The organism is Serratia plymuthica (assembly GCF_018336935.1).
Taxonomy (GTDB): Bacteria; Pseudomonadota; Gammaproteobacteria; order Enterobacterales; family Enterobacteriaceae; genus Serratia; species Serratia plymuthica_B.
The window spans coordinates 4,581,121-4,603,894 of record NZ_CP068771.1; the positions used below are offsets into that span (position 1 = coordinate 4,581,121).

A 22,774-nucleotide genomic window follows, 5' to 3' on the forward strand; every position below is an offset into this window, starting at 1 on the left:
AGTTTATAGTGAAAAAGTGGTTGTGTGCCGCAGGCCTCGGTTTAGCAATGGCTGCTTCAGCTGGCGTTCAGGCAGCAGATAACATCGCTGTAGTTAACGTCTCCAGCATTTTCCAACAGTTGCCAGCACGTGAAACCGTGGCTAAACAGCTGGAAAACGAGTTCAAAGGCCGTGCGGGCGAACTTCAGAACATGGAGCGTAGCCTTCAGACCAAGATGCAACGTTTGCAGCGTGATGGCGCTACCATGAAGGCTAGCGATCGCAGCAAATTGGAAAAAGACGTGATGGCTCAGCGCGAGCAGTTCTCTCAGAAAGCGCAGGCTTTTGAGCAGGACAACCGTCGCCGTCAGATGGAAGAGCGTAACAAGATCCTGAGCCGTATTCAGGACGCTGTGAAATCTGTTGCCAGCAAAGAAGGCTACGACGTCGTTATCGATGCTAACGCAGTTGCTTACGCAGGGACTTCTAAAGACATCACTGCCGACGTGCTGAAACAGGTTAAATAACACATGCTTTCAATTCGACTGGCTGATTTAGCGCAGCAGTTGGATGCACAATTGCACGGTGATGGCGATCTCGTCATCACCGGCATTGCTTCTATGCATTCGGCACAGGCTGGACAAATCACGTTTTTGTCAAACAGCCGCTATCAAGAGCAGCTGGCCTCCTGCCTGGCAAGCGCAGTAGTGCTTACCGAGGCGGATCTACCACACTGCCGTTCTGCGGCGCTGGTGGTTAAAAACCCTTATCTGACTTACGCGCGCATGGCGCAGCTGATGGACACCACGCCGGCTCCGGCTCAGGATATCGCGCCAAGCGCGGTCATCTCGCCTGCTGCGACTCTGGGGCAGAATGTTGCCATCGGGGCGAATGCGGTGATCGAGGCAGGTGCAGTACTCGGCGATAACGTGGTTATCGGCCCGGGTTGCTTTATCGGCAAACGCGCACGCATTGGCGCAGGTACGCGTCTGTGGGCGAATGTAACTATTTATCATGAAGTCGAGATCGGCCAGCATTGCCTGATCCAATCAGGCACTGTGATTGGCGCTGACGGCTTCGGCTATGCCAACGAGCGCGGCGACTGGATTAAAATCCCCCAGTTGGGCACGGTGATTATCGGCGATCGCGTCGAGATCGGCGCATGCACCACCATTGACCGCGGCGCGTTGGATAACACCCAGATCGGCAATGGTGTTATCATCGACAACCAATGCCAGATTGCACATAACGTTGTGATTGGCGACAATACCGCCGTCGCCGGCGGTGTGATTATGGCGGGCAGCCTGAAAATCGGCCGCTATTGCCAGATCGGCGGAGCCAGCGTGATCAACGGTCACATGGAGATCGCCGATAAGGTTGTTGTCACTGGAATGGGAATGGTTATGCGACCAATCACCGAACCTGGGGTATACTCTTCGGGCATTCCGTTACAACCCAACAAAGTTTGGCGTAAAACCGCTGCGTTGGTGATGAATATCGATGAGATAAGCAAGCGCTTAAAAGCTGTCGAACGAAAAGTCGGAAAAGACTAGTCATTGCCGCCCGCTACGCTGGGTACAAAACGAAACGCGTTGGTCATAAGACCAAAAGCGCAAAGAGTTGTTAATTTGCGGCCTGCATGACTTCCTCCTTATTGGGGGCAGCGCAGGCCGTGTTGTTGATGCCATCAGTTTTTAGAGACAGGAAGAGTATTTTGACTACTGACACTCATACTCTGGATATTGCAGAAATTTTGGAATTGCTTCCTCACCGTTACCCGTTCTTGCTGGTCGATCGCGTCCTTGAGTTTGAGGAGCACAAATTCCTGCGTGCGGTGAAGAACGTATCTGTAAATGAGCCGTTTTTCCAGGGGCATTTCCCTGGTAAGCCGATTTTTCCAGGCGTATTGATTCTGGAAGCAATGGCGCAGGCCACTGGCATTCTGGCATTTAAAAGCGTCGGCAAGCTGGAGCCGGGCGAATTGTATTACTTTGCCGGTATCGACGAAGCCCGTTTCAAACGACCGGTAGTGCCAGGCGATCAGATGATCATGGAAGTCACCTTTGAGAAAACTCGTCGCGGTCTGACGCGCTTCAAAGGCGTAGCAACCGTTGACGGCAAAATTGTTTGCGAAGCAACCATGATGTGCGCGCGCAGCCGGGAGTCTTAATCCGTGATTGACAAAACCGCCTTTATCCATCCAAGCGCGATTATCGAAGAAGGCGCCATTATCGGCGCTGGCGCGCACATCGGTCCCTTCTGTTACGTCGGCTCCCAGGTGGAAATCGGCGCTGGCACGGTACTGAAATCCCACGTTGTGGTGAATGGTGTGACCAAAATCGGCCGCGATAATCAGATCTATCAATTTGCCTCTATCGGCGAAGCGAATCAGGATCTGAAATACGCGGGTGAACCGACGCGCGTCGAGATTGGCGATCGCAACCGCATCCGCGAAAGCGTCACCATTCATCGCGGCACGGTGCAGGGCACCAGTCTGACCAAGATCGGCGACGACAACCTGTTCATGGTGAATGCGCACATTGCCCATGACTGTATCGTCGGTAATCGCTGCATCTTCGCCAACAACGCGACGTTGGGCGGCCACGTTGAGGTCGATGATTATGCGATCATTGGCGGTATGACGGCGGTGCATCAGTTCTGTGTGATTGGTGCTCACGTTATGGTTGGCGGCTGCTCGGGCGTCGCTCAGGATGTGCCGCCTTTTGTCATCGCGCAGGGCAATCACGCCACGCCATTCGGTATCAACATCGAAGGGCTGAAGCGTCGTGGTTTTGATAAAGAGGCGCTGCATGCCATTCGCAATGCCTACAAACTGCTTTATCGCAGCGGCAAAACGCTGGACGAAGCCAAGCCTGAAATCGAAGCCCTGGCCAAAGAGCAGCCGGTAGTGCAGCAGTTCCTCGATTTCTTTGGCCGTTCAACCCGCGGTATTATTCGCTGACCTATGCAAAATCGTCCATTGACTATCGGATTGGTCGCCGGAGAAACCTCCGGTGATATTCTTGGCGCGGGGTTAATCCGCGCGCTCAAGGCGCAGAACCCCGACGCGCGTTTTGTTGGCGTCGCAGGCCCGCTGATGCAGGCTGAAGGCTGCGAAACCTGGTACGAAATGGAAGAGCTGGCGGTAATGGGCGTGGTGGAAGTGCTTGAGCGCTTGCCACGCCTGTTGAAGATCCGCAAGGATCTTACCCGCCGGTTCAGTGAGTTGAAGCCGGACGTGTTTGTCGGCATCGATGCGCCCGACTTCAATATCACGCTGGAAGGCCGTCTCAAGCAGCGCGGCATCCGCACTATTCACTATGTCAGCCCGTCGGTCTGGGCCTGGCGTCAGAAGCGCGTTTTCAAAATTGGCAAAGCCACCGATCTGGTGTTGGCGTTTCTCCCTTTCGAAAAAGCGTTTTACGATCGTTTCAACGTTCCCTGTCGGTTTATCGGTCACACCATGGCCGATGCCATGCCGCTGCAGCCGGACAAACTGGCCGCGCGGGCTACGCTGGGCATAGCCCCCGACGCACGCTGTCTTGCCTTGTTACCGGGCAGCCGAGGGGCCGAGGTCGAGATGTTGAGCGCCGACTTCCTGAAGACGGCCCAACTGCTTCGCACCCGTTATCCCGAGCTGGAAGTGGTGGTGCCGCTGGTCAACGCCAAACGGCGTGAACAGTTCGAACGAATCAAGGCTGAAGTGGCGCCGGAGCTGACCGTTCACCTGTTGAATGGCCAGGGACGTGAGGCAATGATCGCCAGCGATGCGGCATTGCTGGCCTCAGGTACTGCAGCGCTGGAGTGTATGCTGGCCAAATGCCCGATGGTGGTGGGTTACCGCATGAAGCCGTTTACCTTCTGGTTGGCGCAGCGGTTGGTGAAAACCCCGTATGTCTCGCTGCCTAACCTGCTGGCCGGGCGCGAAATCGTCACCGAACTGTTGCAGCACGACTGCGTGCCGGACAAACTGGCGGCGGCCCTGATGCCGTTGCTGGAAGACAGCCCGCAGACCGAAGATCTGAAACAGACTTTCCTTACCTTGCACCAAAGCATCCGTTGCGGTGCTGACGAACAGGCCGCTCAGGCTGTGTTGGAGCTGGCATTAGCATGATTGAACCCTTTATCTATCCCGCCGCCACGTTGATTGCCGGTGTGGACGAGGTAGGCCGTGGCCCCTTGGTGGGTGCAGTAGTGACCGCCGCAGTGATCCTCGACCCCGCGCGGCCGATTATTGGTTTGGCGGACTCGAAAAAACTCAGTGAAAAACGCCGTCTGGCGCTGTATGACGAAATCGTGGAGAAGGCCTTGTCCTGGAGCCTGGGGCGTGCAGAGCCGGACGAGATCGATCGGTTGAACATCTTGCACGCCACCATGTTGGCGATGCAGCGTGCGGTCGCCGGATTGCATATCGCGCCGGACATGGTATTAATCGACGGTAACCGTTGCCCGAAATTGCCAATGCGCTCGCAGGCGGTGGTGAAGGGGGATAGCCGCGTGGCTGAAATCAGCGCCGCCTCCATTCTGGCGAAGGTGACGCGCGATCGCGAAATGACCGAGTTGGATCGCGAGTTCCCGGATTACGGTTTTGCGCAGCATAAAGGCTACCCGACCGCCTTCCACCTGGAGCGCCTGGCCGTGCTGGGTGCGACCGAACATCATCGCCGTAGCTTTGCCCCGGTAAGAAGGGCGCTGGAGCTGTAATCTGCCAGCCTGGGCATCCGGGCTGGGCGCGCGATAGCGTTAACCTGGGTTCAGCGTGCTGAACCCCCTAGTTTCAGGTATCTGGATATGGCCGAACCTCGTTTTATTCACCTGCGCGTTCATAGTGACTACTCCATGATTGATGGATTAGCCAAGATCGGGCCGTTGGTGAAAAGAGCCGCCGCGTTAGCCATGCCTGCTTTGGCAATTACCGATTTCACCAACCTGTGCGGGTTGGTCAAGTTCTATGGCAGCGCGCACGGCGCCGGGATCAAACCGATCATCGGCGCGGATTTTCATGTGCAAAGCGAAGTGCTGGGCGATGAGCTGGCGCAGCTCACCGTACTGGCCGCCAACAATGAAGGCTATCAAAACCTGACGCTGCTGATTTCCCGCGCTTACCAGCGTGGTTACGGCGCCGCCGGCCCGATTATTGACCGTGACTGGCTGATCGAGCACCGTGAGGGGTTAATCCTGCTTTCTGGCGCCCGTCAGGGTGATGTCGGCAAGTTTTTGCTGCGCGGTAACCAGCAACAGGTAGATCAGTGCCTGGAGTTCTATCAGCAATATTTCTCGGACAGCTATTATCTTGAACTGATCCGTACAGGCCGGCCGGACGAAGAAAACTACCTGCATGCAGCCGTAGCGCTGGCCACCGAACGTGGGTTACCGGTGGTGGCCACCAACGACGTGCGTTTTCTGGTAGAGGACGATTTTGACGCCCATGAGATCCGCGTCGCGATCCATGACGGTTTCACGCTTGACGATCCCAAACGCCCGCGCAACTACAGCACGCAGCAATACATGCGCAACGAAGACGAGATGTGCGAGCTGTTTGCCGACATCCCCGAAGCGCTGCTCAACAGCGTCGAAATAGCCAAGCGCTGCAATGTCACCATCCGGCTCGGCGAATACTTCCTGCCGCAGTTCCCGACCGGTGATATGACCACCGAGGATTTCCTGGTGCTCAAATCGAAGGAAGGGCTGGAAGAGCGCCTGGAATTCCTGTTCCCGGATCCGGAGGTTCGCGCGCAGCGGCGCCCTGAATATGACGAGCGTTTGGACGTTGAGCTGAAAGTTATCAACCAGATGGGCTTCCCCGGCTACTTCTTGATCGTGATGGAGTTCATCCAGTGGTCGAAAGATAACGACGTACCGGTAGGCCCGGGACGTGGTTCCGGCGCCGGTTCGCTGGTGGCCTATGCGCTGAAAATCACCGATCTCGATCCGCTGGAATTTGACTTGCTGTTCGAACGTTTCCTCAACCCGGAACGTGTTTCGATGCCCGACTTCGACGTCGACTTTTGCATGGAAAAACGCGATCTGGTGATTGAGCACGTGGCGGATATGTATGGCCGCGAGGCGGTATCGCAGATCATCACCTTCGGCACCATGGCGGCGAAAGCGGTTATCCGCGACGTGGGCCGCGTGCTGGGCCACCCGTATGGTTTCGTCGATCGCATCTCCAAGCTGGTGCCGCCCGATCCGGGCATGACCCTGGAAAAGGCCTTTGCCGCCGAACCGCAGCTGCCGGAAATTTACGAGGCTGACGAAGAGGTCAAAGCGCTGATCGACATGGCGCGCAAGCTGGAAGGGGTGACGCGTAACGCCGGTAAGCACGCCGGTGGGGTGGTTATCGCACCCACCAAGATCACTGACTTCGCGCCGTTGTACTGCGACGCAGAAGGGAATCACCCGGTCACCCAGTTTGACAAGAACGATGTGGAATACGCCGGGCTGGTGAAGTTCGACTTCCTTGGCTTGCGTACCCTGACCATCATCGACTGGGCGCTGGGGATGATCAATGCCCGGCGAGCGAAAACCGGGCTGGAACCTATTGATATCGCGGCTATTCCACTCGAAGACAAAAAAAGCTTCGATATGCTGCAGCGTTCGGAAACCACAGCGGTATTCCAGCTTGAATCACGCGGCATGAAGGATCTGATCAAGCGCCTGAAGCCCGACTGTTTCGAAGATATGATCGCACTGGTGGCGCTGTTCCGCCCGGGGCCGTTGCAGTCGGGCATGGTGGATAACTTCATCGACCGCAAACACGGCCGTGAAGAGATTTCCTACCCGGACATCCAGTGGCAACATGAGTCGCTCAAGCCGGTGCTGGAACCGACCTACGGCATCATCCTGTATCAGGAACAGGTAATGCAGATTGCCCAGGTGCTGGCCGGCTATACGCTGGGCGGTGCGGACATGCTGCGTCGTGCCATGGGTAAAAAGAACCCGGTTGAGATGGCCAAGCAGCGCGGCGGTTTTGAAGATGGGGCAAAATCGCGCGGTATCGACGGTGAACTGTCGGTAAAAATCTTCGATCTGGTAGAGAAGTTCGCCGGCTACGGTTTTAACAAATCGCACTCCGCCGCCTATGCGTTGGTGTCGTATCAGACGCTGTGGCTTAAAGCTCACTATCCGGCCGAGTTTATGGCGGCGGTAATGACCGCCGATATGGACAACACCGACAAGGTGGTGGGGCTGGTGGATGAATGCTGGCGCATGGGCCTGAAAATCCTGCCGCCGGACATCAACAGCGGCCAGTACCATTTCCACGTTAACGATGAAGGCGAGATCGTTTATGGTATCGGCGCCATCAAAGGCGTCGGCGAAGGGCCGATTGAAGCCATTCTCGAAGCGCGTAACAGCGGGGAACAGGGCTACTTTAAAGATCTGTTCGATCTGTGCGCACGTTCCGATATCAAAAAGCTGAACCGCCGCATTCTGGAAAAGCTGATCATGTCCGGGGCGTTCGACCGTCTTGGGCCGCACCGCGCCGCGTTGATGAGCTCACTGGGCGACGCGTTGAAAGCGGCCGATCAGCATGCGAAAGCCGAAGCGATCGGCCAGGTGGACATGTTTGGCGTTCTGGCGGAAGCGCCGGAGCAGGTGGAGCAATCCTACGCCAACGTACCGCGCTGGCAGGAGCAGGTGGTGCTGGATGGTGAACGGGAAACGCTGGGGCTGTACCTGACCGGCCACCCGATCACCCAGTATCTGAAGGAGATCGAACGTTACGCCGGTGGCCAACGTTTGAAAGATATGCATCCGACGGATCGGGGCAAAATGACGACCGCCGTTGGGCTGGTGATCGCCTCGCGGGTTATGGTCACCAAACGCGGTAACCGCATCGGTATTTGTACGCTGGATGACCGTTCAGGCCGTCTGGAGGTGATGTTATTCACCGATGCATTAGAAAAATACCAGCATTTGTTGGAAAAAGACCGTATCCTTATCGCCAGTGGACAGGTCAGCTTTGATGACTTTAGCGGTGGGCTTAAAATGACGGCCCGCGAACTAATGGACATCAGTGAGGCCCGTGAAAAATACGCTCGTGGGCTTGCTATCTCGCTGACGGACAGGCAAATTGATGACCAGCTTTTGAACCGTCTCCGTCAGTCGTTGGAACCCCATCGCTCGGGGACGATTCCAGTGCATCTTTACTATCAACGGGAAGATGCGCGGGCCAAGCTGCGTTTTGGCGCAACCTGGCGCGTGACGCCCACCGACCGCTTGTTGATAGATTTGCGGACTTTGGTAGGTAATGAGCAGGTGGAACTGGAATTTGACTAATATAGGAATGCTATGAGTCTGAATTTTCTTGATTTTGAACAGCCGATTGCAGAGCTGGAAGCGAAAATTGATTCGCTGACTGCAGTCAGTCGTCAAGACGAAAAATTAGATATTAATCTGGACGAAGAGGTTCAGCGCCTTCGTGAAAAGAGCGTTGAGCTGACGCGCAAGATTTTTTCCGATCTTGGGGCCTGGCAAATTGCCCAATTGGCACGCCACCCGCGCCGTCCTTATACCCTGGATTATATCAAACACATCTTTACCGACTTCGAAGAGTTGGCTGGCGACCGCGCTTATGCCGATGATAAAGCGATCGTTGGTGGTATTGCGCGCCTGGATGGCCGCCCGGTGATGATCATTGGTCATCAGAAAGGCCGCGAGACCAAAGAGAAAATCCGCCGTAACTTCGGTATGCCGGCACCAGAAGGCTATCGCAAGGCACTGCGTCTGATGGAAATGGCTTCTCGCTTCAAGATGCCGCTGATCACTTTCATCGACACGCCAGGGGCTTACCCGGGCGTGGGCGCGGAAGAACGCGGCCAGTCTGAGGCCATTGCCCGCAACCTGCGTGAAATGTCTCGCCTGAATATCCCGGTGATCTGTACCGTGATCGGTGAAGGCGGTTCTGGCGGCGCGTTGGCGATCGGCGTTGGCGATAAAGTGAATATGTTGCAGTACAGCACCTATTCGGTGATCTCGCCGGAAGGTTGCGCTTCAATCCTGTGGAAGAGCGCCGACAAAGCGCCGTTGGCCGCAGAGGCGATGGGCATTACCGCACCGCGCCTGAAAGAGCTGAAACTGATCGATTCGGTGATCCCGGAACCTTTGGGCTCCGCTCACCGTGACGTACCGGCAATGGCCGCCTCGTTGAAAGCGCAATTGCTGGCCGATCTGAAAGATCTCGACGGCCTGAACAACGAAGAGTTGCTCAATCGCCGTTACCAGCGCCTGATGAACTACGGCTATTGCTGAGTTTTGTCCTGCGTTGCAAAAAACCGCCTTCGGGCGGTTTTTTTATATCTGATGAAAAAGGCATGGCTATGCGCAAGCTTTTTGCGCTGTGGCGCGCAGCATGCCGATGACGGGGTACACACCGTCTTATTTTCATGTTGTTATAGCGGTTTGGCGGTTAACTGACAGGAGCAGCCGATGAATATCATCGCAATCATGAGCCCAACGGGCGTCTATTACAAAGATGAGCCTATTCGCGAGCTGCACACCGCATTGGCTACAATGGGTTTCCAGTTGGTGTATCCGAAAAACGGCAATGATCTGCTAAAGCTGATCGAAGCCAATGCGCGTATTTGCGGAGTGATTTTCGACTGGGACGACTACAGCCTGGAGTTGTGCAGCGAAATTAACGAGCTGAATGAGTATCTGCCGCTGTATGCGTTTATCAACCAGTATTCCACCTTTGACGTCAGCCTGCATGAAATGCGCATGGTGCTATATTTCTTCGAGTACGGTCTGAATGCGGCGGATGATATTGCGCAACGATTCCGGCAATATACCGCAGAATATATCGACACCATTACACCGCCCTTAACCAAGGCGCTGTTCAACTATGTGCGCGAGGGCAAATATACCTTTTGCACCCCAGGGCATATGGCCGGGACCGCCTTTCAGAAAAGCCCGGTTGGCTGCCTGTTTTACGATTTTTTCGGTGCCAATACCTTAAAAGCCGACGTCTCCATATCGGTGACCGAATTGGGTTCGCTGCTGGACCACACCGGGCCGCATCTGGAGGCTGAAGAGTATATTGCGCGCACCTTCAACGCCGAGCAGAGCTATCTGGTGACCAATGGCACCTCTACCGCCAACAAGATTGTCGGCATGTATTCGGCACCGGCCGGCAGCACGGTGTTGATCGACCGCAACTGTCATAAATCGCTGTGCCATTTGCTGATGATGAGCGATATCGTCCCGATTTACCTGCGCCCGTTGCGTAACGCCTACGGCATTCTTGGCGGCATCCCGCAGCATGAATTTACCCATGAGAGCATTGCCGGCCGGGTTGCCACTACCGCGAATGCCAGCTGGCCGGTACATGCGGTGATCACCAACTCAACCTATGACGGCCTGCTGTATAATACCGATTACATCAAGCAGACGCTGGATGTGCCCTCGATCCATTTTGACTCCGCCTGGGTTCCCTATACCAACTTCCATCCGATCTACGAAGGCAAGAGCGGCATGAGCGGTGAGCGCACGCCCGGCAAGGTGATCTACGAAACGCAGTCCACGCACAAGCTGCTGGCGGCATTCTCGCAGGCCTCGATGATTCACATTAAAGGCGATTACGACGAAAGTACCTTTAACGAAGCCTATATGATGCATACCACCACTTCGCCGAACTACGGCATTGTGGCATCGATGGAAACCGCGGCCGCCATGCTGCGCGGCAATCCTGGCCGGCGCCTGATCAACCGCTCGGTAGAGCGTGCGCTGCATTTTCGTCGCGAGGTACAGCGACTGCGAGAGGAGAGCGATAGCTGGTTCTTCGATATCTGGCAGCCTGAAGAGATCGACGAGGCGCAATGCTGGCCGTTGAACCCGGACGATAACTGGCACGGGTTTGGCAATACCGACAGCGATCACATGTATCTCGATCCGATCAAGGTGACGATCCTGACGCCGGGAATGAACGAACTGGGTGCGTTGGAAGAGAGCGGGATCCCGGCGGCGCTGGTGGCGAAATACCTGGACGAACGTGGCATCGTGGTGGAAAAAACCGGGCCTTACAATCTGCTGTTCCTGTTCAGCATCGGCATTGATAAAACCAAGGCGATGAGTCTGCTGCGTGGCCTGACCGATTTCAAACGCGCTTACGATCTTAATCTGCGGGTGAGAAACATGCTGCCGGATCTGTATGCCGAGGATCCTGATTTCTACCGCAATATGCGCATTCAGGATCTGGCGGCCGGGATCCACCGGTTGATCTGCCGGCACGATCTACCGCGGTTGATGCTGCGGGCATTCGACGTGCTGCCGGAAATGAAGCTGACGCCGCACCAGATGTTCCAGCAGCAGGTACGCGGTAATGTGGAAACCTGCGAACTGGATCAACTGGTGGGCAAGGTGGCAGCCAATATGATCCTGCCTTATCCGCCAGGGGTGCCGTTGGTGATGCCGGGTGAGATGATCACCGAGGAGAGCCGTGCGGTACTCGATTTCTTGCTGATGTTATGTTCCATCGGCGAGCGTTATCCCGGTTTCGAAACCGATATCCACGGTGCGAAACTGACCGAGGACGGGCGTTATCTGGTGAAGGTACTGAAAACGCCGCCGGCCGATGTCAACGTTTGAGCCGCTAATCTGAATGACGGCCCCATTTGTGCTGCGGGGCTTTTTACCGTTGACGTTGCAACCCTCGCCGGATACCGTGCCTCATCAGGCAGACAATGAGGCATTACCATGTTGGCATTACGTCAGGTGCATCACATCGCAGTCATTGGTTCAGACTATGCGGCCAGTAAGCATTTCTACTGCGACATCCTCGGTTTTACCCTGTTGGGCGAGTTTTACCGGGAAGAACGAGATTCATGGAAGGCGGATCTGGCGCTCAATGGCCAATACAGCATCGAACTGTTTTCCTTTCCGTCACCACCGGCCCGCGTCAGCCGCCCAGAAGCATGTGGCCTGCGCCACCTGGCGTTCAGCGTGGACGACATCGAACAGGCTATCGCGCATCTGCAGGCCGCTGGGGTAGTGTGCGAGCCGATACGCGTCGATCCTTATACCCAGTCCCGTTTTACTTTTTTCAGCGATCCTGATGGATTGCCGCTGGAACTGTATGAACGATGAAAGCTTGTCTGAAGGCGGCGGGCTGGTTAACGTGCTGTCCTATGGGTGTTATGGCGGCCTCCAGCCGCCTGTCAGGCGATAAACGATAAACCAATGAATACCGATCAACTTTCCGTACAGGTCAGCCGCCAGTTGGGTACTCAACGGCGTTTGCTGGTGGCATTCAGCGGTGGGCTGGATTCCAGCGTGTTGTTGCATCTGCTGGTGCATCTGCGAAGGCAATTGCCGGATTTGCAGTTGCGCGCGGTGCACGTACACCATGGCCTGAACGCTTTTGCCGACGAATGGGTCGCCCACTGCCAGCGACAATGCGCAGCCTGGCAGTTGCCGTTGGTGGTCCAATATGTGCAGGTGGATGGCAGGCAGGGCGGGATTGAAGCTGCGGCCCGAGCGGCGCGATACTCGGCTTTCGTCGCTACGCTGGCGGCCGATGAGGCCTTGCTTACCGCGCAACATCTTGATGACCAATGTGAGACCTTCCTGCTGGCGCTGAAACGCGGCAGTGGCCCGGCGGGCCTGTCGGCGATGGCCGCTCAGGCCTCATTGGGGAGTAACCCCTTGCTGCGTCCGTTGCTGGGTACGTCGCGTCTGCAGTTGGAGGATTATGCACAGCAGCATCAGCTCGCCTGGATTGATGACGACAGCAATCAGGACCCGCGTTTCGACCGCAACTTTCTGCGCCTTCAGGTGTTACCGCTGCTGAACCAACGCTGGCCGTATTTTGCCGCCGCGACGGCGCGCAGCGCCAGCCTGTGCGCGGAACAAGAGCAACTGCTGGATGAGTTGCTGTCAGAGCAACTGCACTCGTTGCTCAATGAAGATAATGCGCTGGCGATCGACGGCCTGTTGGGCTGTTCGCCAGCGCGGCGTTTTGCCTTGCTGCGCCGTTGGATCGCGCTGTTTGGCGTTACCATGCCTTCACGCGAGCAGTTGCAGCGGTTATGGGACGAGGTGGTGCTCAGCCGGGATGATGCCGAGCCGCAGTTGCAGCCGGGGCAGTATCAGATCCGCCGTTTCCGCCGGCGTTTGTATCTGCTGCCGATAATGGCGGATTTGCGCGAAGTCTGCCTGAACTGGTCGTTGGCGGAGCCGCTCGAGCTGCCGGATGGATTGGGTAAGCTGAGTTGCGGGGAGGGCGATATTTGTCTGCGGGCACCGCAGCCGCAACAGAAGGTGAGCGTTCGTTTTGCCGCCCAGGGAAAAATCCGCATCCTTGGCCGAACGCATTCCCGGTCAGTCAAAAAACTGTGGCAGGAGTTGGGCGTGCCGCCGTGGCAGCGCGAGCGTACTCCATTGATCTATTACGATGACCAGCTTATCGCTGCGCTGGGCGTGTTTGTCAGTGAAGCCGGCGAGACGCCTGAAGGGGCGCAATGCTGGCGGCTGCGTTGGCATAAAAAATAATAATGTGAGGAGCAATGATGAAATTTGTGAGCGCAATGGCCGTGGTGTTCGGTCTTTTCAGTCTGTCGGCCATAGCCGCGGGTGACGTGGCCGCAGGGAAGGGCAAGTCCGCCAGCTGTGTCGCGTGCCACGGCGCTGAGGGGAAAGTGTCGGTACCGATGTATCCGAATCTGGCCGGGCAAAACGCCATGTATCTGGAGCATGCGCTGCAGGCGTATAAAAAAGGGGAGCGCAACGGCGGCCAGGCTGAAGTGATGAAGGCCTACGTCTCGGCATTGTCTGATGAGGATATTGCCGATCTGGCAGCCTACTATGCCAGCCTTAAACCATAGCCGAAGCCATAAATGACGAGGGCAGCCGTTGGGCTGCCCTGTTGGGATGGCGTTACCGTTAAATCAATCAGACAGGCTGACGACCACAGTACCGATTTCCGGATGACTGAAACTGAGGATGTGATCCAGACGCAAGCTGAGAGCATTGCCGGCCTGATCGATAATCAGGTATTCAACACCCTTGGTAAATTTCAGCTCGGTGGCTTTGCCTTCGAGTTTATCTCCGTCGCGTAACTCCAGCTTCAGAATGTAGTTATGCTGACAGGCGAGTTCCAGGCTTTCATAGTCATCGCAATTGATGGATTGGTACTCATCATTCATCAACATAGTCGCTCACCAATAAGTTAGCGGCGGCAAAAGCCGCCTGTTCCCTAACGGAGGACGGTAGCGCGTTATTCGCAGCAACTTCGTCCAATGCCTTTAATACACATGCTAACGCATCAGGCACGTAGCCGAGATCCCCACTGCCGATCTCGGCGTAAAAACGGCGTACTAACTCACAGTATTGTTGCACAGTTTCCTCCCTTAAGAACCTCTGCGTCATCGAAGTCACGTATAGCGATGAGGCGCAGGCTCTCGGAGCTTTACTTAATCCTAGTCGACTATAGCACAGCTGTTGGGGAGTTATTAGCACCTCAGCGCGGCTTTCGCACTGCACTTTGCCCAGCCGCGCTGGCTGCGGATGGGCCAAATCTAGTACACTGTCGCCTGATAATAATGAGGTCACCCATGGCGCTGAAAGCAACTATTTATAAAGCCACGGTCAATATCGCTGATATGGATCGTCACTTCTACCACGACGCCACGCTCACCCTGGCCCAGCATCCTTCCGAAACCGAACAACGTATGATGCTGCGCCTGTTGGCCTGGATCTGCCACGCCGATGAGCGCCTGGTGTTTACCAAGGGCTTGAGCGCCGAAGACGAGCCGGAGATCTGGCGACGTAACGACCACAACGGGTTGGAAATGTGGATCGAAATGGGCTTGCCTGACGAGAAGCGAATCAGGAAAGCCTGCAACCAGTCGCCGCGAGTGGTGCTTTACGCCTACGGTGAACGGGCCGGACACGTATGGTGGCAGGGTATCCAGAGCAAAGTGGCAAACCACAAAAACCTAAGCATCCGTTTTCTGGATGATGAACAATTAGGCAAATTGGCAGCGATGGCCAGCCGCAATATGACGCTGCAAGCCACGCTGCAGGAAGGAACTATCTGGCTTTCTGATGCTCAGAATAGTCTGGAAATCCAGTTTGCCGAGTGGCAACAGGCTCAGGTGTGATCGGTGCTGGAACTGTCTGGAAACGTCGCTATACCGGATAACGAGCTGGAACTGACGGCGATCCGCGCGCAGGGCGCGGGTGGCCAGCACGTGAACAAAACCTCAACGGCTATCCATTTGCGCTTTGACATTCGGGCGTCCAGCCTGCCAGAGTATTATAAGGAAAGGCTGCTGGCCCTGAATAATCATTTAATTACCGCCGACGGCGTGGTGATTATTAAAGCGCAGGAATATCGCAGTCAGGAATTAAACCGCGAGGCGGCGTTGGCCAGGCTGGTAGCGTTGATTCAGCAGGCGATGGTGGTGGAAAAAACGCGCAGAGCGACCAAGCCCACGAAAGGGGCAAAATTACGTCGGCTGGAAGGCAAGGTACGTAAAGGCGCGACTAAAGCGCTGCGCGGCAAGATCCGCACTTAAGGATACATGAGCACAGTAGGAGAATAGCTGTGAAGAAAATAACAATAGCCCTGTTTTTAGCGGCAGGGGCGCTCTCATTATTGGGATGCAATAATCAGTATCAGCCGAAAGAACAACCTCTTCAGGCGATGCAGCAGAGTTATCAGGGCGTATTGCCTTGCGCTGATTGCGGTGGCCTGGATACCGCGTTGTTCCTGGATGAAGATGGCACTTTCGTTTTGCAGGAAACTTATCGCGAAACCAAAGACGGGGACCAGACTTTTGCCGATTACGGCAAATGGGCGCGAACCGCAGATAAGCTGGTGCTGACCGACAGCCATGGCGAAAAACGCTATTTCCGCCCGGTGGGCAAAAGCCTGGAAATGCTGGATCAAAGCGGTGCTGTGATCGAGTCCACGCTGAACTACCGCCTGGAACCGGTGGAAAAAGCATTGCCTAAAACGCCGATGGCGCTCAAAGGCAGCTACACCTATATGGCGGATGCCGCGGTGTTCAAGGATTGCGCTACCGGCAAGACTTTCCCGGTAGACAATACCGTCGCGCTGGAACAAGGGTATGCCAAGGCGTACAAAACCCCCGGTGAGCCGGTGTTCCTGACCTTGAATGGCCATTTCAGCGTCCAGCCGTCAATGGAAGAAGGGCAGACCGAGAGGGCGTTGGTGCCGGACGGCAAGATAGCCTTCGACAAAACCAAGAATTGCGACAGCAAATAACCGCCATAAAAAAACCCGCCTCGGCGGGTTTTTACTTTCTGATGCAGCAGCTTAGCGCTTGATTTGCCCCAGCAGGAAATCAACGATTTCGCCGGTTTTAATCATTTGTTTCTCGCCGACGCGGCGGTTTTTGTATTCAATCTCTTCGCTGTCGAGATTACGATCGCCGATAACGATTGAATGCGGTACGCCGATCAGTTCCATATCCGCGAACATCACGCCCGGACGCTCTTTACGGTCGTCGAGAATAACGTCGATACCGTGCGAACGCAGGGTGTCGTACAGTTCTTCAGCCAGCGCCTGTACGCGGAAGGATTTGTGCATGTTCATTGGCAGAATAGCCACCTGGAACGGGGCGATGGCGTCCGGCCAGATGATGCCGCGATCGTCGTGGTTCTGTTCGATGGCGGCAGCCACCACGCGAGTCACCCCGATGCCGTAGCAACCCATGGTCAGCACCTGGTTGCGGCCATCTTCACCCTGAACGGTGGCTTTCATCGCTTCAGAGTATTTGGTGCCGAGCTGGAAGATATGGCCCACTTCGATACCGCGTTTGATCAACAGCGTGCCTTTTCCGTCCGGGCTGGCGTCGCCTTCTACCACGTTACGAATATCGGCAACCTGCGGCAGCGGCAGATCGCGTTCCCAGTTAATGCCGAAGTAGTGTTTGCCGTCGATATTAGCGCCGGCGCCAAAATCGCTCATCGCCGCCACGCTGCGATCGGCCACGACCGGAACCTGCAGATTGACCGGGCCGAGGGAGCCAGGGCCGGCACCGACGATGGCGCGGATTTCTTCTTCGGTCGCAAAGGTCAACGGAGCGGCTACCTGCGGCAGCTTCTCGGCCTTGATTTCGTTCAGCTCGTGATCGCCGCGCACCAGCAGGGCAACCAGCTTATGGCCGCTTTCTTTTTCGGCGTGCACCAGCAGCGTCTTGACGGTTTTCTCAACCGGCAGTTGGAATTGCTCTACCAGCTCTGCGATGGTTTTGGCGTTCGGCGTATCCACAACGCGCAGTTCTTCGCCGGCTGCCGCGCGCGGCTGAGCCGGCGCCACTGCTTCTGCCAGTTCGATATTGGCGGCAAAGTCGGAACCGGTAGAGAACACGATATCGTCTTCACCGCTGTCAGCCAGCACCTGGAACTCGTGTGATGCACTACCGCCAATCGAGCCGGTGTCGGCATGCACAGGACGGAAATCCAGGCCCATGCGGCTGAAGATTTTGCTGTAGGCTTCGTACATTGCATCGTAGGTCGCCTGCAGCGATTCCTGCGAGGTATGGAACGAGTAGGCGTCTTTCATCAGGAATTCGCGAGAACGCATCACGCCGAAACGCGGGCGCACTTCATCACGGAACTTGGTCTGAATCTGGAAGAAGTTCAGCGGCAGCTGTTTGTAAGAGCTGATCTCGTTACGGATCAGATCCGTAATCACTTCTTCGTGCGTTGGGCCCAGCACAAACGGACGTTCGCCACGATCGACAAAGCGCAGCAGCTCAGGACCATACTGTTCCCAACGACCGCTTTCCTGCCATAAATCGGCAGGTTGTACCACCGGCATGCAAACTTCGATCGCGTTGGCGTTGTTCATTTCTTCGCGGACGATGTTCTCAACCTTTTTCAAAACGCGCAGGCCGGTTGGCAGCCAGGTGTAAAGACCTGAGGCCAGCTTGCGAATCATCCCGGCGCGCAGCATCAACTGGTGGCTGATCACTTCGGCGTCGGCAGGTGTCTCCTTCAGGGTGGAGAGCAAATATTGGCTAGTACGCATGGTGTTTTGGTTCCGTTAGAACTGCAAATTGCATCAGGCAGCCACAGTGGCGGCCAAAAGTGGTTTAGTTTACCAGCGTGAGCGGGTTGTCAAAAGAGAGACGGCGGAATTTTAACGCAGGTCGAGTGACAACACCTCGGTTTGCTGATCCACCACCCGCCAGCGCACGTTGAAATCCAGCAGCCAAACCGCATAATCCCGTTCCGCTTCCTCTCCCTTTCGGTAGGCCGGACGTGGATCCTGGGCCAGCACCTGGGTGATAAAACGCCGCAGTTGCGGATAGCGTTGTTGGTGCTGTTGTAGCTGCTGTTCAGCCTCGGGGGAAAAACTCACAGGCATATCGCCAGCGGGCGCCGTCTGAGCAAACCCGGCGCGGGCCTGCGGTTGGCTTTCGGCAAACGGCAGGTAGGGTTTGATATCCACCACCGGCGTGCCATCAACCAGATCCAGGCTGCCCAGCTCCAGCACCACTTCGCCCCCTTGAACACGCACGCCTTTTAATTCTATTAACGACATGCCGAGCGGGTTAGGGCGAAAGGTAGAGCGTGTGGCAAAGACGCCCATACGGGCATTGCCGCCCAGGCGCGGTGGCCGCACTGTGGGGCGCCAGCCGCCTTCCAGGGTTTGATGGAAAATAAACATCACCCACAGGTGGCTGAAATCGCTGAGGCCGCGCACTGCTTCCGCCTGATTGTAGGGCGGCAGCAGCAGCAACTCACCGCCACCGTCTTCGACTAACCCCGGCTGGCGAGGTACGGCGAACTTTTCTTTATACGGTGAACGGATGGTTCCGATCTGATTGAAGACAAACTCGGTCATTTGGACGAAACGTTAAGCGCTGAACCCTGGCAAATAGCCTGTTGGTAGCAACCGGCAACGCCGCCGACAATCTGACAGTCGTGCAGCAGCACGGCGTTTGCTTTCATGTAAGAAGCGCGGATCTGCATGCGTTTACGGGCCGTCGCCAGATTTGGCGGTGAATCCTGTACGGTGGCCTGGCATGACTCGCCAGAGACCTCACCCAGATCGCGGAAAGGTTTGCCCACTAATTCTTCTGCACTTTTATACAGTTTTACCGGCGCTGGACGTGCCGCGGGCGTGGTCTTTGTCGGTGTGGTTACAGTCGGTTTGCTGGTGTTGTTTGTTGAGGAGGGCGCGATACGCTGCGACGAACACCCTGCCAGCGCGAGCGCTAACAAACAGAGAGATAAAACACGCATTGAGATTCCTCTGTCTTTTTATAGAAGTGGCGCTATTGAAGCAATCTACGGCGGAAATAACAAGACGGGCCGGAGCCCGTCTTGCAATTATAGGAATAAAATCGGTAATTAATGATTACCAGCCTTTTACAGCACCACCGTTAAAGATTTTGTTGGCCGCTTCGTTCACTTCGTCAGACTGGTATGCCTGCACGAACTTCTTCACGTTTTCCGCGTCTTTGTTGTCTTCGCGAGCAACCAGCAGGTTAACGTACGGTGAGTCTTTATCTTCAACAAACAGGCCGTCTTTTGCCGGAGTCAGGCCGATCTGGCTGGCGTAGGTCGTGTTGATCACCGCCAGTGCGATTTGCTGATCGTCCAGGGAGCGTGGCAACTGTGGCGCTTCCAGTTCTACCAGCTTCAGGTTTTTCGGGTTTTCCGTTACGTCCAGCACGGTCGGCAGCAGGCCAACGCCGTCTTTCAGTTTGATCAGGTTAACTTTCTGCAGCAGCAGCAAAGAACGGCCCAGGTTGGTCGGGTCGTTAGGCAGGGCAACCTGAGAGCCATCTTTCAGCTCATCCAGCGATTTGATTTTCTTGGAGTAACCGGCAATCGGGTAAACGAAGGAGTTGCCTACCGAGACCAGCTTATAGCCGCGATCCTTGATTTGCTGATCCAGATACGGCTTGTGCTGGAAGGCGTTCAGATCGATATCGCCTTTGCTCAGCGCTTCGTTTGGCAGCACGTAGTCATTGAACGTTACCAGTTCAACGTCCAGACCGTATTTCTCTTTTGCAACTTTCTGCGCTATTTCAGCAACCTGCTGCTCCGCGCCGACGATAACGCCCACTTTAATATGGTTTGGATCTTTTTCTTCCTGACCGCAGCCTGCCAGAGCCAGAGTACCGATCAGTGCGCCGATTGCCGCGATGGATTTAAATTTTAACGACATATCCCTTCCTCATTAGACTCGCATTAAAAATACGCTGTATGAGCGCAGTTGCTGTGAAAACTATTTGTGGGTGACGGTTTTTACAATCCGATCGCCAGAGAACTGAATCAGATAGACCAGCACTACCAGTAATACTAATACGGTATTCATTACTGTGGCGTTATAACCGATATAACCGTACTGATAACCGATTTGCCCCAGACCACCGGCGCCAACCGCGCCGCCCATGGCGGAATAGCCAACCAGGGTAATCAACGTGATGGTGGCGGCGTTCACCAGGCCGGGCAGGGCTTCCGGCAACAGCACCTTTTTGATGATTTGCATCGGGGTCGCGCCCATCGCGCGGGCCGCTTCCACCAGGCCGGATGGGATCTCCAGCAGGGCGTTTTCCACCATGCGGGCGATAAACGGCGCGGCTCCTACGGTCAAGGGGACGATGGCCGCCTGAAGGCCAATCGAGGTACCGACGATAAGACGCGTAAACGGAATCATCCACACCAACAAGATAATGAACGGAATGGAACGGAACACATTCACCAGCCCGGACAGGGTTTTATATAGCGTATTGTTGGCGACAATCTGCCCCGGACGGGTCACATACAGCAGCACGCCAACCGGCAGGCCGAGCACGAAACCGAAGAAGCCGGAGACAAAGGTCATCATGACGGTTTCCCACACGCCACGTGCCATTAACCACATCATTGCCTCAGACATAACCCAGAACCTCTACTTTTACCTGATTTTCCTGCAGGAACTTAATCGTTGCCAGCGCGTTTTCATCACTGCCGTGCAGCTCCGCCAGCATTACGCCGAATTTCACACCACCGGCATAATCCATCTGGGCGCTGATGATGTTGTTATTAACGTTGAAGCGGCGAGCGGCCTCTGACAGCAAAGGCGCATCAACGGACTGGCCGGTGAATTCCAGGCGCAGCAGCGGTTGACGGCCGCCACTGCGTTCCGGTGTCAGGCGCTTGGCATAATCGTCCGGGATATCCAGATGCAGCGTGGATTGAATAAATTGTTGGGCCAGCGGCGTTTTCGGGTGCGAGAACACTTCGCTGACGCTGTCTTTTTCAATCAGTTGCCCCTGGCTGATAACCGCAACCTGATCGCAGATGCGCTTTACCACGTCCATTTCATGGGTGATCAACAAAATGGTCAGGCCGAGACGGCGATTGATGTCTTTCAGCAGTTCCAGAATCGAACGGGTGGTTGCCGGATCCAACGCGCTGGTGGCCTCGTCACACAGCAGCACTTTGGGTTGGCTTGCCAACGCGCGGGCAATCGCCACACGCTGCTTCTGGCCGCCGGACAAATTGGCAGGGTAGGCGTCGTGTTTGTCTGACAGCCCGACCAGTTCCAGTAACTCGGTCACGCGCTTTTTGATTTCAGCGCGCGGGGTGTTGTCCAGCTCTAATGGCAGCGAAACGTTGCCAAATACCGTGCGGGAGGACAGCAGGTTAAAATGTTGGAAAATCATGCCGATCTGACGGCGAGCGCGTGTCAGTTCGCTTTCAGACAGGGAGGTCAGATCCTGTCCGTCAACCAGCACCTGGCCGGAGGTTGGGCGCTCAAGCATGTTGGCGCAGCGGATCAGCGTACTTTTACCGGCACCTGAGGCACCGATAACGCCATAAATTTGCCCGGCAGGGACGTGAAGAGTCACGTCAGAGAGCGCATTAATAGAGCGCGAACCCTGCTGGAACACTTTAGTGATGTTAGAAAGTTTAATCATATTCTTCTTATTTTAGCGTGGTTGCCCGTGGCTAGATAAAAGTAAACCCTGGCGTGGACCAAGGTATGGGGTAGATGTTAAGGCGTCTAGACGTCCAAGTCAACGACCAACACCGTTCTCTGCCGTTCTCAGTACCGGGTAAAACATGCGATACTGTACGCGTTTTCAGGCCCTCAGGAGTAAACCGGTGACACAAAGCGTTCCAGCAATTTTTCTCGATCGTGACGGCACGATTAATGTCGATCATGGCTACGTCCATGAAATCGATGACTTCCATTTTATTGATGGCGTGATTGACGCCTGTCGCGAACTTAAAAAGATGGGCTTTGCCCTGGTATTGGTCACCAACCAGTCCGGCATCGCGCGCGGCAAGTTCGACGAAAAACAGTTTATGTACCTCACCGAGTGGATGGACTGGTCGCTGGCCGATCGCGATGTTGATCTGGATGGCATCTATTTCTGTCCGCATCACCCGGAAGCGGTAATAGAAGAGTACCGCCAGACCTGTGATTGCCGTAAACCGCAGCCAGGCATGTTGCTGCAGGCGCAGCAGGAATTGAACATCGATATGGCCTCTTCTTATATGGTTGGCGACAAACCGGAAGATATGCAGGCGGCCATTGCGGCTGGCGTTGGCACTAAAGTGCTGGTGCGTACCGGCAAGCCGGTCACCGAACAGGGAGAAAAACTGGCGGATTGGGTGTTAAACAGCCTGGCAGACCTGCCTGAAGCGATCAAAAAGCGGGTTTAATAGGCGTTATGCATGAATAGTGAGCTGTCGGAAGAAAAGTGAATATTAATCCTTGTCATTCTGAACCGGCGCCCTATAATGCGCCTCCATCGACACGGAACATGTGAACAACTTCACAGAGTCTCCGGGGTTCGAAGAGAAAAAATCCTGAAAATTA

The 22,774-nt window shown here is 55.5% G+C and carries 24 protein-coding genes; 16 read left to right on the top strand and 8 right to left on the bottom strand.

Annotated features, from left to right (window positions below; translation table 11 throughout):
* Positions 1 to 8 precede the first annotated feature (8 nt).
* The 12 genes from skp to JK621_RS21380 all read left to right on the top strand — a co-directional run bounded on the left by skp (position 9) and on the right by JK621_RS21380 (position 13,799).
* On the top strand, positions 9 to 506 hold the full coding sequence (skp, locus tag JK621_RS21325) for a molecular chaperone Skp (protein ID WP_212557543.1): 498 nt from the start codon (positions 9 to 11) through the stop codon (positions 504 to 506).
* Between the two features lie 3 nt (positions 507 to 509).
* Positions 510 to 1,532 (top strand): UDP-3-O-(3-hydroxymyristoyl)glucosamine N-acyltransferase, encoded by a 1,023-nt coding sequence (gene lpxD / locus JK621_RS21330; protein ID WP_212557544.1) that lies wholly within the window; start codon positions 510 to 512, stop codon positions 1,530 to 1,532.
* 161 nt (positions 1,533 to 1,693) lie between these two features.
* A complete protein-coding gene (gene fabZ, locus JK621_RS21335; RefSeq protein ID WP_006327526.1) occupies positions 1,694 to 2,149 on the top strand; it encodes a 3-hydroxyacyl-ACP dehydratase FabZ in 456 nt (151 codons plus the stop codon).
* Between the two features lie 3 nt (positions 2,150 to 2,152).
* Complete coding sequence (gene lpxA, locus JK621_RS21340) at positions 2,153 to 2,941, top strand: acyl-ACP--UDP-N-acetylglucosamine O-acyltransferase (RefSeq protein WP_006318673.1); 789 nt, start codon at positions 2,153 to 2,155, stop codon at positions 2,939 to 2,941.
* A gap of 3 nt (positions 2,942 to 2,944) precedes the next feature.
* Positions 2,945 to 4,093 carry a lipid-A-disaccharide synthase gene (lpxB, locus tag JK621_RS21345; protein ID WP_212557545.1) on the top strand — a complete coding sequence of 383 codons (1,149 nt, stop codon included), beginning with the start codon at positions 2,945 to 2,947 and terminating at the stop codon, positions 4,091 to 4,093.
* Positions 4,090 to 4,683, top strand: coding sequence for a ribonuclease HII (gene rnhB, locus JK621_RS21350; RefSeq protein ID WP_006327524.1), 594 nt, complete (start codon positions 4,090 to 4,092; stop codon positions 4,681 to 4,683). The genes lpxB and rnhB overlap by 4 nt, the downstream gene beginning before the upstream one ends.
* A gap of 87 nt (positions 4,684 to 4,770) precedes the next feature.
* Positions 4,771 to 8,259 (top strand): DNA polymerase III subunit alpha, encoded by a 3,489-nt coding sequence (gene dnaE / locus JK621_RS21355; RefSeq protein ID WP_212557546.1) that lies wholly within the window; start codon positions 4,771 to 4,773, stop codon positions 8,257 to 8,259.
* A 12-nt stretch (positions 8,260 to 8,271) separates the two neighbouring features.
* Positions 8,272 to 9,231 carry an acetyl-CoA carboxylase carboxyl transferase subunit alpha gene (gene accA, locus JK621_RS21360; RefSeq protein ID WP_212557547.1) on the top strand — a complete coding sequence of 320 codons (960 nt, stop codon included), beginning with the start codon at positions 8,272 to 8,274 and terminating at the stop codon, positions 9,229 to 9,231.
* Between the two features lie 177 nt (positions 9,232 to 9,408).
* Positions 9,409 to 11,565 (top strand): lysine decarboxylase LdcC, encoded by a 2,157-nt coding sequence (locus JK621_RS21365; protein WP_212557548.1) that lies wholly within the window; start codon positions 9,409 to 9,411, stop codon positions 11,563 to 11,565.
* Positions 11,566 to 11,673: 108 nt separating this feature from the next.
* Positions 11,674 to 12,063: a VOC family protein gene (locus tag JK621_RS21370; protein WP_212557549.1), complete on the top strand. Its 390-nt coding sequence runs from the start codon at positions 11,674 to 11,676 to the stop codon at positions 12,061 to 12,063.
* A gap of 93 nt (positions 12,064 to 12,156) precedes the next feature.
* Positions 12,157 to 13,467, top strand: a complete 1,311-nt coding sequence (gene tilS, locus JK621_RS21375; protein ID WP_212557550.1) for a tRNA lysidine(34) synthetase TilS — start codon at positions 12,157 to 12,159, stop codon at positions 13,465 to 13,467.
* A gap of 14 nt (positions 13,468 to 13,481) precedes the next feature.
* Positions 13,482 to 13,799, top strand: a complete 318-nt coding sequence (locus JK621_RS21380; protein ID WP_212557551.1) for a c-type cytochrome — start codon at positions 13,482 to 13,484, stop codon at positions 13,797 to 13,799.
* A gap of 63 nt (positions 13,800 to 13,862) precedes the next feature.
* Here the strand turns inward: JK621_RS21380 and rof are convergent, their stop codons facing one another.
* Positions 13,863 to 14,120, bottom strand: coding sequence for a Rho-binding antiterminator (gene rof / locus JK621_RS21385; RefSeq protein ID WP_230090436.1), 258 nt, complete (start codon positions 14,118 to 14,120; stop codon positions 13,863 to 13,865).
* Entirely contained in the window at positions 14,113 to 14,313 is a 201-nt protein-coding gene (locus JK621_RS21390; RefSeq protein ID WP_037426441.1) for a YaeP family protein, read from the bottom strand. Before JK621_RS21390 ends, rof begins: the two co-directional genes overlap by 8 nt.
* A gap of 215 nt (positions 14,314 to 14,528) precedes the next feature.
* On the opposite strand from JK621_RS21390, the gene JK621_RS21395 reads away from it, so the two are divergent.
* Genes JK621_RS21395 through nlpE form a run of 3 tightly spaced genes read left to right on the top strand, consistent with a single transcriptional unit; the run spans position 14,529 to position 16,207 of the window.
* Positions 14,529 to 15,077, top strand: coding sequence for a YaeQ family protein (locus JK621_RS21395; RefSeq protein WP_004952190.1), 549 nt, complete (start codon positions 14,529 to 14,531; stop codon positions 15,075 to 15,077).
* A 3-nt stretch (positions 15,078 to 15,080) separates the two neighbouring features.
* Positions 15,081 to 15,494, top strand: coding sequence for an alternative ribosome rescue aminoacyl-tRNA hydrolase ArfB (gene arfB, locus JK621_RS21400; RefSeq protein WP_212557552.1), 414 nt, complete (start codon positions 15,081 to 15,083; stop codon positions 15,492 to 15,494).
* A gap of 29 nt (positions 15,495 to 15,523) precedes the next feature.
* Complete coding sequence (gene nlpE, locus JK621_RS21405; RefSeq protein ID WP_212557553.1) at positions 15,524 to 16,207, top strand: envelope stress response activation lipoprotein NlpE; 684 nt, start codon at positions 15,524 to 15,526, stop codon at positions 16,205 to 16,207.
* Positions 16,208 to 16,258: 51 nt separating this feature from the next.
* On the opposite strand, the gene proS is transcribed toward nlpE, so the two are convergent.
* From proS to metN, 6 genes are all read right to left on the bottom strand, one after another.
* The gene (gene proS / locus JK621_RS21410) at positions 16,259 to 17,977 is read right to left on the bottom strand and encodes a proline--tRNA ligase (RefSeq protein WP_212557554.1); all 1,719 of its coding nucleotides are present in this window, start codon (positions 17,975 to 17,977) and stop codon (positions 16,259 to 16,261) included.
* A gap of 111 nt (positions 17,978 to 18,088) precedes the next feature.
* On the bottom strand, positions 18,089 to 18,796 hold the full coding sequence (tsaA, locus tag JK621_RS21415; protein ID WP_212557555.1) for a tRNA (N6-threonylcarbamoyladenosine(37)-N6)-methyltransferase TrmO: 708 nt from the start codon (positions 18,794 to 18,796) through the stop codon (positions 18,089 to 18,091).
* A complete protein-coding gene (gene rcsF, locus JK621_RS21420) occupies positions 18,793 to 19,197 on the bottom strand; it encodes an Rcs stress response system protein RcsF (protein WP_013814252.1) in 405 nt (134 codons plus the stop codon). The genes tsaA and rcsF overlap by 4 nt, the downstream gene beginning before the upstream one ends.
* A 115-nt stretch (positions 19,198 to 19,312) precedes the next feature.
* Positions 19,313 to 20,128 (bottom strand): MetQ/NlpA family lipoprotein, encoded by an 816-nt coding sequence (locus JK621_RS21425; protein WP_004952177.1) that lies wholly within the window; start codon positions 20,126 to 20,128, stop codon positions 19,313 to 19,315.
* A gap of 60 nt (positions 20,129 to 20,188) precedes the next feature.
* Positions 20,189 to 20,842, bottom strand: coding sequence for a methionine ABC transporter permease MetI (locus JK621_RS21430; protein ID WP_006318637.1), 654 nt, complete (start codon positions 20,840 to 20,842; stop codon positions 20,189 to 20,191).
* Entirely contained in the window at positions 20,835 to 21,866 is a 1,032-nt protein-coding gene (gene metN / locus JK621_RS21435) for a methionine ABC transporter ATP-binding protein MetN (RefSeq protein WP_212557556.1), read from the bottom strand. Before metN ends, JK621_RS21430 begins: the two co-directional genes overlap by 8 nt.
* Positions 21,867 to 22,053: 187 nt before the next feature.
* Between metN and gmhB the strand changes: the two genes are divergently transcribed.
* Complete coding sequence (gene gmhB, locus JK621_RS21440; protein ID WP_126484798.1) at positions 22,054 to 22,617, top strand: D-glycero-beta-D-manno-heptose 1,7-bisphosphate 7-phosphatase; 564 nt, start codon at positions 22,054 to 22,056, stop codon at positions 22,615 to 22,617.
* Positions 22,618 to 22,774: the final 157 nt, after the last annotated feature.